The organism is Marinobacterium sp. xm-d-530, from assembly GCF_013283365.1.
In the GTDB taxonomy this organism is placed as follows: domain Bacteria; phylum Pseudomonadota; class Gammaproteobacteria; order Pseudomonadales; family Balneatricaceae; genus Marinobacterium_E.
The window spans coordinates 119784-132924 of record NZ_WBYM01000005.1 but is presented as its reverse complement, the minus strand read 5'-3'; the positions used below and the strand labels follow the sequence as shown (position 1 = coordinate 132924).

At 49.7% G+C, this 13141-nt stretch carries 12 protein-coding genes; 9 read left to right on the top strand and 3 right to left on the bottom strand.

Going from position 1 to position 13141, the window contains the following annotated elements:
- Window positions 1-11 precede the first annotated feature (11 nt).
- Genes XMD530_RS09580 through trxB form a run of 3 tightly spaced genes read right to left on the bottom strand, consistent with a single transcriptional unit; the run spans window position 12 to window position 2389 of the window.
- A complete protein-coding gene (locus XMD530_RS09580) occupies window positions 12-737 on the bottom strand; it encodes an arginyltransferase (protein ID WP_173481039.1) in 726 nt (241 codons plus the stop codon).
- The gene (aat, locus tag XMD530_RS09575; protein WP_173481038.1) at window positions 715-1428 is read right to left on the bottom strand and encodes a leucyl/phenylalanyl-tRNA--protein transferase; all 714 of its coding nucleotides are present in this window, start codon (window positions 1426-1428) and stop codon (window positions 715-717) included. Before aat ends, XMD530_RS09580 begins: the two co-directional genes overlap by 23 nt.
- Before the next feature lie 4 nt (window positions 1429-1432).
- A complete protein-coding gene (gene trxB / locus XMD530_RS09570) occupies window positions 1433-2389 on the bottom strand; it encodes a thioredoxin-disulfide reductase (RefSeq protein ID WP_173481037.1) in 957 nt (318 codons plus the stop codon).
- A gap of 143 nt (window positions 2390-2532) precedes the next feature.
- Here trxB and XMD530_RS09565 point away from each other — a divergent pair, with 143 nt between their 5' ends.
- The 9 genes from XMD530_RS09565 to XMD530_RS09525 all read left to right on the top strand — a co-directional run bounded on the left by XMD530_RS09565 (window position 2533) and on the right by XMD530_RS09525 (window position 13048).
- The gene (locus tag XMD530_RS09565; RefSeq protein ID WP_173484015.1) at window positions 2533-5046 is read left to right on the top strand and encodes a DNA translocase FtsK; all 2514 of its coding nucleotides are present in this window, start codon (window positions 2533-2535) and stop codon (window positions 5044-5046) included.
- Window positions 5047-5050: 4 nt separating this feature from the next.
- The gene (gene lolA / locus XMD530_RS09560) at window positions 5051-5686 is read left to right on the top strand and encodes an outer membrane lipoprotein chaperone LolA (protein WP_173497998.1); all 636 of its coding nucleotides are present in this window, start codon (window positions 5051-5053) and stop codon (window positions 5684-5686) included.
- Entirely contained in the window at window positions 5683-7035 is a 1353-nt protein-coding gene (locus XMD530_RS09555; protein WP_173506080.1) for a replication-associated recombination protein A, read from the top strand. Before lolA ends, XMD530_RS09555 begins: the two co-directional genes overlap by 4 nt.
- The gene (gene crcB / locus XMD530_RS09550; protein ID WP_173481033.1) at window positions 7035-7406 is read left to right on the top strand and encodes a fluoride efflux transporter CrcB; all 372 of its coding nucleotides are present in this window, start codon (window positions 7035-7037) and stop codon (window positions 7404-7406) included. The genes XMD530_RS09555 and crcB overlap by 1 nt, the downstream gene beginning before the upstream one ends.
- Window positions 7407-7428: 22 nt before the next feature.
- Window positions 7429-8709: a serine--tRNA ligase gene (serS, locus tag XMD530_RS09545; protein ID WP_173481032.1), complete on the top strand. Its 1281-nt coding sequence runs from the start codon at window positions 7429-7431 to the stop codon at window positions 8707-8709.
- 20 nt (window positions 8710-8729) lie between these two features.
- Entirely contained in the window at window positions 8730-9947 is a 1218-nt protein-coding gene (locus XMD530_RS09540; protein ID WP_173484012.1) for an FAD-dependent monooxygenase, read from the top strand.
- A 171-nt stretch (window positions 9948-10118) separates the two neighbouring features.
- A complete protein-coding gene (locus XMD530_RS09535; RefSeq protein WP_173497999.1) occupies window positions 10119-11468 on the top strand; it encodes a Do family serine endopeptidase in 1350 nt (449 codons plus the stop codon).
- A 91-nt stretch (window positions 11469-11559) separates the two neighbouring features.
- Window positions 11560-12102 carry a heme NO-binding domain-containing protein gene (locus XMD530_RS09530; protein ID WP_173484010.1) on the top strand — a complete coding sequence of 181 codons (543 nt, stop codon included), beginning with the start codon at window positions 11560-11562 and terminating at the stop codon, window positions 12100-12102.
- Complete coding sequence (locus tag XMD530_RS09525) at window positions 12095-13048, top strand: sensor histidine kinase (RefSeq protein ID WP_173484009.1); 954 nt, start codon at window positions 12095-12097, stop codon at window positions 13046-13048. Before XMD530_RS09530 ends, XMD530_RS09525 begins: the two co-directional genes overlap by 8 nt.
- Window positions 13049-13141: the final 93 nt, after the last annotated feature.

Sequence of the window (13141 nt, the reverse complement as noted above, 5' to 3'; positions counted from 1 at the left end):
CGGCTAGACAATCACTTGATCATATCGTCCGTGGCATCAACCCAAACATCATCCAGCAAGATCTCAATGGGTTGATACTGTGTTTTGTAGGCCATCTTTTTACAGTTTTTCACCCAGTAACCTAAGTAGTTGTAGGGAAGGTTAATCTGTTTCAGGTAATCCACCTGCCAGAGAACAGCAAACACGCCAAGACTGCGTTGATCATGATCAGGACTAAAAAAGCTGTAGACCGCTGATAGACCATCAACGAGCTGATCAGTCACAGCGACTGCGAGCAGTTCACCCTCACTATCACGGTACAGGTGAAACTGCGTGCTTTGGTTGCTCTCCACTAAAAAGCTGATGAACTGATCTTGTGAGGGAGGGTACATATCACCGTCATCATGGCGTGCGTTGATGTAACGGGCGTAGAGATCGTAAATCTCTTCATCGAAACGAGGTTCGATCGTCTCAACTAAGATGTCTTGGTTTTTATTCCAAATGCGACGTTGAGATTTTGAGCGTTTAAAACGATCGACCGGAATGCGCGCTGAGATACAGGCAGCACAGCCATCGCAATGGGGGCGGTAAACGTGGGTGCCACTGCGTCGGAAGCCATATTGAGTCAGTTGCGAGTAGGTCGGTTTATCCAGGGGGGCTTGTGGGTCAACGAACAGAGTTTTGGCTGTCGCTCGCTCTATATAGCTGCAGTCATGATCAGGCGTGACAAAAAACTTAAGCGTTTGCAGATTCGACATCGGGATACCAATTTCGCTTTGCCCAAGGATTATGGCTAGGCGTCCTTTTGCAATGTGTTAACAGCTGCTCAAACTCGGTCCGTTCGATCTCAACTGCACCCAGTGAGGCCAGATGTGGATTGTAGATCTGGCAATCAATTACAGCATAGTTCGCTTTTTCTAATTCTGCACAAAGAATTTTAGTGGCCACTTTAGACGCGTCTGGTACACGCGAAAACATCGACTCGCCAAAAAAGAGTCGCCCGATCGCAATGCCGTATAAACCACCGACAAGTTGATCATCTTGGTAGACCTCTACAGAGTGGGCGATCCCTTGATGATGTAGCTCGGTGTAGGCGGAAATAATCTGCTCGCTTATCCAGGTGCCATCTTCACCTCTGGGCGCAGCACACTGCCTAATAATCTCTTCGAACTGAGAGTCGATTCTGACAGCGAATTGCTCTTTTCTGAGGCGTTTTTTAAGCGATTTTGATTCATGGAATTGTGTTGGGTAGAGCACGCAGCGGGGGGAGGGTGACCACCATAGAATCGGGTCGTCTTCGCTAAACCAAGGGAATATCCCCTGTGGGTAGGCGGCAGCTAACCAGGCTGCATTCAGCTCCCCGCCGGCAGCCAACAACCCGTTTGGGTCATCGAGTGCGAGGCGGGTGTCTGGGAAATAGGGCTCTCCCGGAGTGAGCCAGGGGATCATTAGATTACTTAGCTAGATCGTCAAGGTAGCGTTCTGCATCTAGGGCTGCCATACAGCCAAAACCAGCTGAGGTGATCGCTTGACGGTATGAGTGGTCAGCGACGTCACCGGCTGCGAATACCCCTTCAATACTGGTTTGAGTGGCGTTACCTTCAAGACCTGTTTTGATTTTAAGGTAGCCATGTTGCATATCCAGCTGGCCGTCAAAGAGTTCAGTGTTGGGTTTGTGGCCGATTGCAATGAAGACACCTTGAGCGTCAATCTCTTGAGTCTCACCAGTTTCGGTACTTTTCACGCGAATTCCGGTTACACCCATATCGTCGCCCAGCACTTCATCGAGTTGATTGTTCCACATCAGAGTGATGTTGCCATTCTCGGCACGTTCAAAAATCTTATCTTGCAGGATCTTTTCAGAGCGCAAGGTATCGCGACGGTGAACAAGGACCACCTCTTTCGCAATGTTCGAGAGATAGAGTGCCTCTTCCACGGCCGTGTTACCACCACCCACAACCACTACCTTTTGATTGCGGTAGAAGAAACCGTCACAGGTTGCACAGGCGCTTACCCCTTTGCCTTTAAACGCCTCTTCAGAGTCCAAACCGAGGTATTGAGCGGAGGCGCCGGTTGCAATGATCAGAGCATCACAAGTGTAGACGCCAGTATCACCGGTTAGACGGAATGGACGCTCCGTCAATTCAGCTTTATTGATGTGGTCGTAGATGATTTCGGTGTTGAAGCGTTCGGCGTGCGCTTGCATGCGCTGCATCAATTCAGGACCTTGAACACCCTCAGCATCACCTGGCCAGTTGTCGACATCGGTGGTTGTGGTTAGCTGACCGCCCGCTTGCATACCCGTGATAACAACCGGATTTAGGTTGGCGCGAGCTGCGTAGACAGCAGCAGTGTATCCGGCAGGGCCAGAACCAAGAATGATAAGACTGTGGTGTTTAACGTCACTCATAGAAATGTTTCCAAATAAGATGTCATAAAAATGGGTCTAAAGGGTTTATGGGGGTGAATCCCTTTTTTTCAATCACAAGACCTAACCTACCACTTTATGGTATTTTCCCACAGCATAAAGTTGATTGAATTAAGGGTATTTTTTTGAGTAGTAATCAATCGCTGTCAACATTGACGCTAACCACCCAGTTGAACCGTGTGGTTCGCGAAACCTTGCTGGTGTTACTGATCGGTTTAAACCTGCTGTTTATGCTGAGTTTGATCAGTTACGACACGCGTGATTCGGGTTGGTCACATCAAGGGTATCAATCAGAAATTAGCAACTGGGCCGGCTGGTTCGGTGCATGGATTGCAGACTACTCGGTCTCTTGGTTTGGGGTAGTTGCGTTTGTTATTCCCTTTATTTTGGTTGTCCCTGCCTACCGTTGGTTGCGTCGTCGCTACATTGGCACCCTAGATATGTTGCCCTTTGTGGTAATGCGAACCCTAGGTGCGCTGTTATTTGTTCTTTCGGCCTCTTGTCTAGCCTCAATTCACATTAGCAATGCGGATCTTGGGTTGCCTTTCTCCGCTGGTGGGATTTCCGGTCAAGCGCTGGGTGATTTTGCGGTTCGTTGGTTGAATGTAGCCGGTGCCACCGTCGTATTGTGGATTGCTCTGTTAATCGGCCTAACACTCTATGTTGACTCAAGCTGGCGTCAGGTATTGGATTCTATCGGTGGTGGGTTAGAGACGCTCTGGCAGAGTCTTTTTGCGAAGAGCGAAGAGGAGACTCAAAAAGCGACAGTCTCTGAGCGCCCTATGGAAGTTCGTGTTGCAAAAAGAGCAGCGATGCAACGGGTAGAGCCTGATTTTGAAGTTGAGCCGGGTAGCATGGAGTCACTTCCGGTGGTCGATTTCGGAGAGCCTTCGTTTGACTCTTCGCGTTCTAAACCGCTTGAGATCAAGACCATGGATGATCTGACTGTGGGTTCTGAGGCTAAGTCAGACGGTGCGGAGGTTAAGCCTGCGTCGAAATCGGTTTTTGACGATGCTAACCGCGAGGATGCTGAGAAGCGAACACCGAAAATCGTGCCCCTCTCTGAGACTCATAAACCCTTAGATAGCGATGATGATGCTGAGCCGGTGAAACCCAAAGCCGCTGTGAAGCCTAAGGTGAAAATTCCGAGTCTTGATCTGCTCGATCCACCAGAGATACAGACCGATCAGGGCTATACGGAAGAGGAGGTGGAGCATCTCTCTCGTCTTCTTGAGCAGAAGTTGAATGACTTTGGTGTCGTCGCTGAAGTGGTTGAGGTCAATCCCGGGCCAGTGATCACTCGCTTTGAGATTCAACCAGCTCCTGGTGTTAAAGCCAGCAAAATTTCAAATCTGGCCAAAGATTTGGCACGTTCAATGGCCGTCAGTGCCGTGCGTGTCGTTGAAGTGATTCCCGGTAAGTCGGTGATGGGTATTGAGATACCTAATCACTCTCGTCAGATGGTGCGTCTCTCTGAGGTGCTTAACTCTAAACCCTATCTGGGTGCAGCCTCTAAATTGACGCTGGCGCTGGGTAATGACATCGCCGGCAATCCTGTTGTAGCCAACCTTGCCAAAATGCCTCACTTGCTCGTAGCAGGTACAACCGGTTCCGGTAAGTCGGTCGGCGTAAACGCTATGCTTCTGAGTCTGCTCTATAAGGCGACACCCGAAGAGCTGCGTTTAATGCTGGTCGATCCTAAGATGCTTGAACTCTCTATCTATGATGGCATTCCACATCTGTTAACACCGGTGATTACCGATATGAAAGAGGCGGCCGGTGGTCTACGTTGGTGTGTGGCAGAGATGGAAGATCGTTACCGTCTAATGGCGAAAGTGGGTGTGCGAAACATAGCCGGGTTCAATGATAAGGTTCGTGAAGCGGCCGCTGCCGGTCAGCCTTTGAGGGATCCGCTATGGAATCCGATGGAGCAGGGGCTTTCACCGACAGACCCTGCGCCGGAACTGCAGACACTCCCTTACATTGTGGTGGTGATCGATGAGTTCGCCGACATGATGATGATTGTCGGTAAAAAAGTGGAAGAGTTGATTGCACGTATTGCACAAAAAGCCCGTGCTGCTGGTATTCACTTGATTCTTGCAACCCAGCGTCCATCGGTTGATGTTATTACCGGCTTGATTAAAGCCAACGTCCCGACTCGCATAGGTTTTCAGGTCTCCTCTAAAATTGACTCTAGAACCATTCTCGATCAGTCGGGTGCTGAGAACCTGTTGGGTAACGGCGATATGCTCTACCTGCCTGCCGGTACCAGTGTGCCAAATCGTGTTCACGGTGCGTTTGTAAGTGATGATGAGGTACACCGTGTGGTTGAAGCTTGGAAGGCTCTGGGTGAACCTGATTTTATCGATGCTATCCTAAACGGTGAGGCAGAGGGTGGCGCTGCAGCTGGCGGTGGCGGTGGCCTATTTGATGATGAAGCCGACCCACTCTATGACGAGGCGGTCGCGTTTGTCTTAGAAACTCGTAAAGCGTCTATATCGTCCGTACAGCGCAAGCTAAAAATTGGTTACAACCGTGCAGCTAGAATGATCGAAACGATGGAGGCGGCCGGTGTTGTCTCGCCACCAGGATCGAACGGTCAGCGAGAGGTTATGGCACCGGCAGGTCCAAGGGATTAACGAGATGTTGAGATTCACTAAAACCGCACTGCTCCTTCTATTGTCGCTGCCGATGATGGCCTGGGCCGAAACGGCTGATCAGTTATCAGCACTGCTTCAGTCCCACGCTAGGCTCTCTGCTGCGTTTCAGCAGTACACCCTAGGTGATGATAATTTAAAGTCTGAAAATGCTTCTGGCCGCTTGTGGATTGAAGGGGTTGATCGTTTTCGTTGGGAGACAGAGAGCCCCTTTCCACAAACCATCATCAGTGATGGCCAATGGTTGTGGGTCTATGATCCGGATTTAGAACAGGCGACTCAACGCCCATTGGGCGAGGGCGAAGTGATGACCCCGGCTCGCGTATTGGGTGGTGATGTTGAACAGTTGAATCGCTATTTTAATGTTCAGCAGATTGAGGCCGGCGCCGGAAACAGTCTGTTCGAGTTAACGCCAAAAGAGGAAGGGAGTGCGGAGTTCCAATCCCTGCGCCTACTCTTTAGTGGTGATCTACTTGCCGAACTGTTGATACAAGATGGGCTAGGTCAGCGTTCCCTCATTATGTTGAGTGAACAGAGTTTTCCGGCTGCTTTTGATCAGACGATGTTTCGTTTTGTGCCCCCCACATCGGTTGATGTGATCCTGATGGATCAAAACGGATGAGTGATCTATTCGAAGACGCTCCAGTAACGGCTTATGAGCCGTTAGCGTCTCGCATGCGCCCAAGGTCCTTAGAAGAGTATCGAGGGCAAGAGCACCTCTTTTCTGAGGGCAAGGCGTTGCGTCGCCAACTCGAACAGGGGTCAATCCACTCGCTGATTCTGTGGGGTCCACCTGGCGTTGGCAAAACGACACTAGCCAGACTGATAGCGCACTATGTAGACGCTGAGTTTATCTCTATCTCAGCTGTTATGGATGGCGTCAAAGAGGTCCGTGCAGCGGTTGAACGGGCCAAGATGTTGCGCCAACAGAGTGGTCGTCAGTCGATCCTCTTTGTTGATGAGGTTCATCGTTTCAATAAATCTCAGCAGGATGCTTTCCTCCCCTATGTTGAGGAGGGGACGCTGATCTTTATTGGCGCCACAACCGAAAATCCCTCGTTTGAATTGAATAATGCCTTGCTGTCGCGCGCCCGCGTCTATCCGTTAAAAGCGTTAACGGCAGAGACTTTAGAATCGTTACTAGAACAGACCCTCAATAGCCCTAGAGGGTTGGGGGATCGTGATCTGACCTTTGAGGAGGGTGCTTTAGCGGCACTGGCTCAGGCGGCTGATGGTGATGCGCGTCGAGCGTTAAACCTGCTTGAAATCGCTGCGGATCTCTCTGAAACAGTCGAAGGTAAAGAGTACGTTTCGGTCGCAGCACTATCCGAAGTGCTTGCTGCAGGGGTGCGCCGCTATGATAAGGGCGGTGATCTCTTTTATGACCAGATTTCAGCCTTTCACAAGTCGGTGAGGGGCTCCAGTTCAGATGGTGCGCTCTACTGGTACTGTCGTATGTTGGATGCGGGTTGCGATCCTCTCTACATTGCGCGCCGCTTAGTCGCCATCGCCTCAGAGGATATCGGTAATGCCGATCCCAGGGCGATGCAGGTGGTGTTGAGTGCTTGGGATGCCTTTGAGCGTGTCGGCCCTGCCGAGGGTGAGCGAGCCATTGCTCAGGCCGCTATTTACTGTGCGTTGGCGCCAAAGAGTAATGCTGTCTATCAGGCGTTTAATCAGTGCTTGGCTGATGTGGCTAAAGATCCAAGTTACGAGGTTCCAGAGCACTTGCGTAACGCGCCGACCCGATTAATGAAAGAGCAGGGATTTGGTGAAGGGTATCGCTACGCTCACAATGAACCCAACGCCTATGCAGCTGGTGAATCCTACCTGCCACAGGAGATAGCAGATCGCTCCTACTATCATCCTGAAGAGCGTGGTTTAGAGATTAAACTGAGTGAGAAGATGCGCCGCTTACAAGCGGCTGATCAAGCCAGTCCGACTAAGCGTTACCCTAAGGAGAGTAGTTGATGGTCCATCTATTAAGTGTTGCTTTAGGGGGTGCTCTGGGGGCGATGGCTCGTTATTGGTTGAGTGGTTGGCTCAACAGTGCTGATCAAAAGTTACCGGTAGGTACCCTAACGGCTAACGTTGTTGGTTCGTTGTTAATGGGGGTGCTGTTTGTTTTGGTGATGGAGCGAGCTAAGTTGCCACCTGAGATGCGCCCGCTGTTAATGACCGGTTTTTTGGGGGCTTTCACCACTTTTTCTACATTTTCGCTGGAAACTGTTACCTTGATTAACGAAGGTCATGTAACGGCAGCCATCTTTTATGTACTATTGTCCGTCGTATTATCAGTCGCAGCACTTTCTGCTGCCATTTGGTTTACTCGACTGCTATAAATTTTGTAAGGATATTTGATCGATGTTAGATCCACGCCAGGTTCGTGAGAACGCAGAGGCTATTGCTGAACAGCTTAAAAAGAAAGGTTACGAGTTCCCTTTAGCGGCATTTAATGCCCTAGAGCAGGAGCGTAAACAGATTCAAGTTGAGACAGAGAACCTTCAGCAGGAGCGTAACACCCGTTCCAAGTCGATCGGCCAAGCAAAAGCACAGGGGCAAGATATCGCACCACTGTTGGCTGAAGTCGGCGAGCTAGGCGCTAAGCTTGATCAATCCAAAGAGAAACTAAACGAAGTACAAGCTAAGTTGGATGATATCCTGCTGAGCACACCGAACCTGCCCGATGACTCTGTACCGGCGGGTGAGAGCGAAGATGATAACGTTGAAGTGCGTGTATGGGGTGAGCCTGGTTCATTCGATTTTGATGTTCAAGATCATGTCTCTCTAGGTGAGGGCTTAGGCGGTCTGGATTTTGAAGTAGCTGCTAAGTTAACGGGCTCTCGTTTTGCGGTGATCAAAGGGCCTCTAGCACGTCTGCACCGAGCGCTGGCGCAGTTTATGCTGGACACTCATATTGAGAAGAACGGATACACCGAGATCAATGTTCCTTTCATGGTCAACAGTGAGTCTCTGCAAGGTACCGGTCAACTGCCTAAGTTTGAGGAAGATCTATTTAAAGTGCCGTTCGGTGAACGTCACTACTACCTGATTCCAACCGCCGAAGTGCCGGTGACTAACCTAGTTCGTGATGAGATTGTCGACGCTGAAACACTGCCGATGGCTTACGCCTGTCACAGTCCATGTTTCCGTTCTGAAGCGGGTTCAGCAGGTCGTGATACACGCGGTATGATTCGCCAACACCAGTTCGAAAAAGTTGAAATGGTTCAAATGGTTAAGCCAGATACTTCGTGGAACGCATTAGAAGAAATGTGTGGGCATGCCGAGGGTATTCTGCAAGCACTGAACCTGCCATATCGTGTGGTAAATCTGTGTGGCGGTGATCTAGGTTTCTCTGCCGCTAAGACCTATGACATCGAGGTTTGGTTACCGGGTCAGGCTAAGTATCGTGAGATCTCATCTGTCTCAAATATGACCGACTACCAAGCGCGTCGTATGCAAGCTCGTTGGAGAAATCCTGAGACAGGTAAACCAGAACTGCTTCACACACTCAACGGTTCGGGTTTGGCTGTCGGTCGTACACTGGTCGCTGTGCTTGAGAACTACCAACAAGCCGATGGCTCCGTAGTTGTTCCTGAAGTACTGAAACCTTACATGGGTGGTACTGAGGTGCTCAGCGCCTAATCGAATCGGGTAGGTTAGAGATGGAAGGTAGATTTGATCTAGTCATCGTTGGCGGCGGCATGGTCGGTGCTGCGGTGGCTCTGTCTCTAGCCGATACCCAACTTAATATCGCTCTACTAGAGCGCTCTCTGCCTGAGGCCTTCAGCGCTGATCAACCTATGGACTTGCGCGTCTCTGCTTTAAGTCCTGCCTCTATCGATCTGTTGGATCAATTAGGTGCTTGGCAGCCCATTCTCTCTTGGCGAGCTTGTCCCTATCAACGCATGCGCGTTTGGGAGATGGATGAAGATGCGCCAGGTCTAGCAGGTCAAGCAGCACGTAATTTAGCAACAGAATTCTCTGCCCAAGAGATCTCAATGTCCGAGCTGGGCTACATAGTTGAGAACCGTCTGGTTCAACGGGCGCTACTAGATCAATTGAGTGGCCAGAGTAATATCAGTTTAATCACTGACGGGGTTGAGCGGATCGACTACTCGGCGGCATCGACCATCATAGAACTCGATTCGGGTAAGTCGTTAATGACCCCTCTGGTGATAGCCGCGGATGGTGGGCAGTCAATGGTGCGTGATGCGGCTGCATTAGGCGCACATCAGTGGGACTACGAGCAGATGGCCATGGTCATTAACGTTGAGACGCTGTTGCCGCAACAGGATATTACTTGGCAGCAGTTCTTCCCATCGGGCCCAAGAGCGCTACTGCCTCTGCCAGGATCGAATGCATCCTTGGTTTGGTACGACGCGCCTGAGCGGGTACAGCAGTTGATGTCGATGGAGTTCGATCAACTTAAAACGACCATCGAAGCCAATTTCCCAAATCGATTGGGTGGCATCAAATCGATTCAAGCAAGAGCCAGTTTTCCGCTGCGCCGTCTGCATGCCCAGCGCTATGTGGACGAGGGCGTTGCTCTTCTGGGGGATGCTGCACACCAGATCAATCCATTAGCCGGTCAGGGGGTTAATTTAGGATTTCAGGATGTCGTTGCGTTTTCAGAGGTAATTCATGATGCGCTGTCTCGAAATGAGTCGATCAGCTCAGTTGATGTACTTAAACGCTACGAACAGAAACGCCGCAACGCTAATCTATTGATGATGCAATCGATGGATCTCTTCTATCGCCTCTTCAGTAATCAGAAAAAGCCCCTCAAATTGGTACGCAATCTAATGCTAGGTATTGCAGGTGCTGCCAAACCCGCACGCGTAAAAGCGCTAAGAATCGCTTCAGGGATTGATCGGTTTTAAACGGTTGGAGCCTTATCGAAGATGAGGCGATTTTCTTCCGATCGCGGCCTTTTCAAGACCGCTCCAACAGTGAGCTAAAACGGGGTCTGACCCCTTTAATCCGTCACCTTCAGCTTGAATTAACAACGATCTGCTCCTATTAATTAAGTATATCGATTAAAGGTGTCTGTTATGCGGATTGCGGTTGTTTGGTTTTTTTCTCTATTGATAAGCTCAGTGAGTCAGGCTGGCTTGCCGGTCAGTGACTCGCAGGGGCAATCTTTGCCCTCTATTGCCCCTATGTTGGAGAGGGTGAATCCAGCAGTCGTCAACATCTCGACCTTCTCGACCCGACAAATCATCAACCCACTGTTGAACGATCCCTTTTTTCAACGCTTTTTCAACATTCCCAGAGATGCCTTTCCGCAACAGCGCCGCAGTCAGAGCAGTGCCGGTTCTGGTGTGATTGTCGATGCCGAGCAGGGTACGATCATTACCAACTATCACGTCATTAAAGGGGCTGACGAGGTACAGATTGGTCTTACCGATGGGCGCAGTTTTAAAGCCCGTTTGATTGGGGCCGACCCTGAAGTGGACATTGCGGTATTGGATATCGATGCCACGGGATTGAGTGAATTATCGATCCGCGACTCCTCGTCACTCAGAGTCGGTGATTTTGTTGTGGCGATCGGTAACCCCTTTGGGCTTGGGCAGACCATCACAACGGGTGTTGTCAGTGCGTTAGGGCGTTCAGGTTTGGGTATTGAGGGTTATGAAAACTTCATTCAGACCGACGCCTCTATCAACCCCGGCAACTCCGGTGGTGCTCTAGTCGATTTGAGTGGAGACCTGGTGGGTGTTAATACTGCCATTATTGCGCCAAGCGGAGGAAATGTCGGAATAGGCTTTGCAATCCCCAGTAATATGGCACGACGTGTTGCTGATCAATTGATTGAAGAGGGTCGCGTGACACGTGGCTGGGCAGGGCTTTCGGTGCAACCGCTAACCGCTGATTTACGTCAGGCGTTTGGGCTTGATAATCAGCAAAACGGTGTGATCGTTTCAGAGGTGATTATGGGCTCTCCTGCTGATCGTGCCGGTCTTCAAGTCGGCGACATCATTACCGCACTGGATGGTAGAGCGCTGATCTCAGCGGCTACCATTCTTAACGCCGTAGCATTTGCAGCCGAAGGGGATCAACTAAAGCTGGAGCTACTGCGCAATGCTGAGCCGCGATCCGCCAAGCTGATCGTCGCCTATCAACAACCTAAATCTGATCCAGAACAGGGGGCTCTTCATCCGTTACTGTCCGGTGCCGTCTTTGAGCCAGTGATCAGTGGCAGAGGGGTTCAGGTCAAAGGTGTTGAAGAGGGAAGTCGGGCCGCTCGGGCAGGGTTGGTCGCTGGTGATCTTGTTGTCTCTATCAATCGACGTTCGGTTCGAACCCTAGAGGATCTCCAGCGTGAACTCTCTGGCAGTGCCAATCAGTTATTGATTCAACTTCAGCGTGGCCGCTCAATGTTTTATCTGGTCTTAAGATAAATCTGAGATTACCTAGCAACTTTTCAAAACTGTTCTACACTGAACACATTAATTACCTAATTGTCATATAGGGCTTAAAGAGAAATCATTAATGAAAGGTGTAGTGTTTAATATCCTTGAGGATATGGTAGTGGAAAAGGGCGGTGTTGTTCTCTGGCAACAGCTTCTTAATAGGGCCGGCGTTGAGGGTAGCTATATTTCAGTGGATACCTATGAAGATGCCGAACTCTTTAAGATTGTTCATGAAGTCCAACAGGCGCTCGATATTCCCCTAGAGGATGTGATTCGCAGTTTTGGTGATTTCATGTTTGCTAAGCTGGCGGAACGTTACCCTATGTTTGTTGAAGCTGAGGGCGATCTTTTTGGTTTCTTGAAAAGTATCGAGCCTGTGATTCACTTAGAGGTACAAAAACTCTACACAGAGGCTAACCTTCCGACAATTGATTGCGCCAATGGTGACAACAATCGACTGGTAATGAACTATCGTTCGCCGCGAAAACTCTGTATTTTGGCAGAGGGGTTAATCCAGGGGGCGGCCACTTACTATCAAACCCCTATCAATATTGAGCACGATATCTGTATGCACAGAGAGTCTGACCACTGCGAACTCAGCATAAGTAAAGTGAATGTCTGAAGAGTTAGAGCTGTACAAACAAGCGTATGAACGAGAACGTAAAGCGCGTCTTGCAGCAGAAGATGTGCTGGAGACTCGTTCGCGTGAGCTGTTTCTAAAAAACCAGGAGCTCGAAGCCTCTTTGGTTCAGTTAAAAGCGCAGCAAGATGCACTGATTCGATCTGAAAAGTTGGCTACGCTTGGTACGCTTGTCTCTGGCGTGGCACACGAGATTAACAACCCGCTGTCGTTTGTTCACTCTAATGTAGACACCTTGGGTCAGCACAGTGACGCCATCGCTAAACTCTATCCTCTATTGATCGAATCTCTAGCGGTAGATGAATCTGAACGACCTGCGTTTGCTGAGCGTGTGTTCAAGTTCCTTGAAGAGGAAGATCTTGAATATTTCACCGATGAATTAGATGAGTTGGTTTCTGATACCAATGACGGTGTCCAGAGGGTGAAGGAGATCGTTCGCAACTTAAGAAGCTTTGCTCGAATGGATGCTCAGGTTAGAACAGAAGCCGATCTTAATGAGGGAATTCGAAGTACCCTTAAATTGATTAACAACCAGATCAGTGCCAACACGCGGGTCAACCTCTCTCTTGAAGAGATTCCTCCAGTGCTCTGTAACCCCGGTGAGATCAATCAGGTCCTTTTAAATATTCTTGTTAATGCAGCACAAGCGCTTGAGGGTCAGCGTGAACCAACCTTAGAGATCACGTCCAAAGAGAACCAAGGCTGGGTTGAGATATCGATAGCCGATAACGGTAAAGGGATGACCAAAGAGATACAGCAACGTATTTTTGAACCCTTCTACACAACAAAGGATATTGGTAAAGGTACGGGGCTGGGTCTATCCATCTCCTATGGCATTATTAGCCATCATCAGGGTGAGCTTTTGGTTGATTCCGCACCAAATAAGGGCACAACTTTCACGCTAAGAGTGCCAATTCAAACCCGCTAATCACCGCTTATATAACAACCCATTTCTTTACATAAAAATGTCATATAAATGTGACGAAATTATCTATTTTCTTCTAGCCCGCACCACAGCTGA

Coding starts and splice junctions, on each gene's coding strand:
- XMD530_RS09525 (WP_173484009.1), top strand. CDS start 12,095: ATGTCTGAAGAGTTAGAGCTGTACAAACAAGCGTATGAACGAGAACGT.
- lolA (WP_173497998.1), top strand. CDS start 5,051: ATGTTGAGATTCACTAAAACCGCACTGCTCCTTCTATTGTCGCTGCCG.
- serS (WP_173481032.1), top strand. CDS start 7,429: ATGTTAGATCCACGCCAGGTTCGTGAGAACGCAGAGGCTATTGCTGAA.
- crcB (WP_173481033.1), top strand. CDS start 7,035: ATGGTCCATCTATTAAGTGTTGCTTTAGGGGGTGCTCTGGGGGCGATG.
- XMD530_RS09580 (WP_173481039.1), bottom strand. CDS start 737: ATGTCGAATCTGCAAACGCTTAAGTTTTTTGTCACGCCTGATCATGAC.
- XMD530_RS09530 (WP_173484010.1), top strand. CDS start 11,560: ATGAAAGGTGTAGTGTTTAATATCCTTGAGGATATGGTAGTGGAAAAG.
- XMD530_RS09540 (WP_173484012.1), top strand. CDS start 8,730: ATGGAAGGTAGATTTGATCTAGTCATCGTTGGCGGCGGCATGGTCGGT.
- XMD530_RS09555 (WP_173506080.1), top strand. CDS start 5,683: ATGAGTGATCTATTCGAAGACGCTCCAGTAACGGCTTATGAGCCGTTA.
- aat (WP_173481038.1), bottom strand. CDS start 1,428: ATGATCCCCTGGCTCACTCCGGGAGAGCCCTATTTCCCAGACACCCGC.
- XMD530_RS09535 (WP_173497999.1), top strand. CDS start 10,119: ATGCGGATTGCGGTTGTTTGGTTTTTTTCTCTATTGATAAGCTCAGTG.
- trxB (WP_173481037.1), bottom strand. CDS start 2,389: ATGAGTGACGTTAAACACCACAGTCTTATCATTCTTGGTTCTGGCCCT.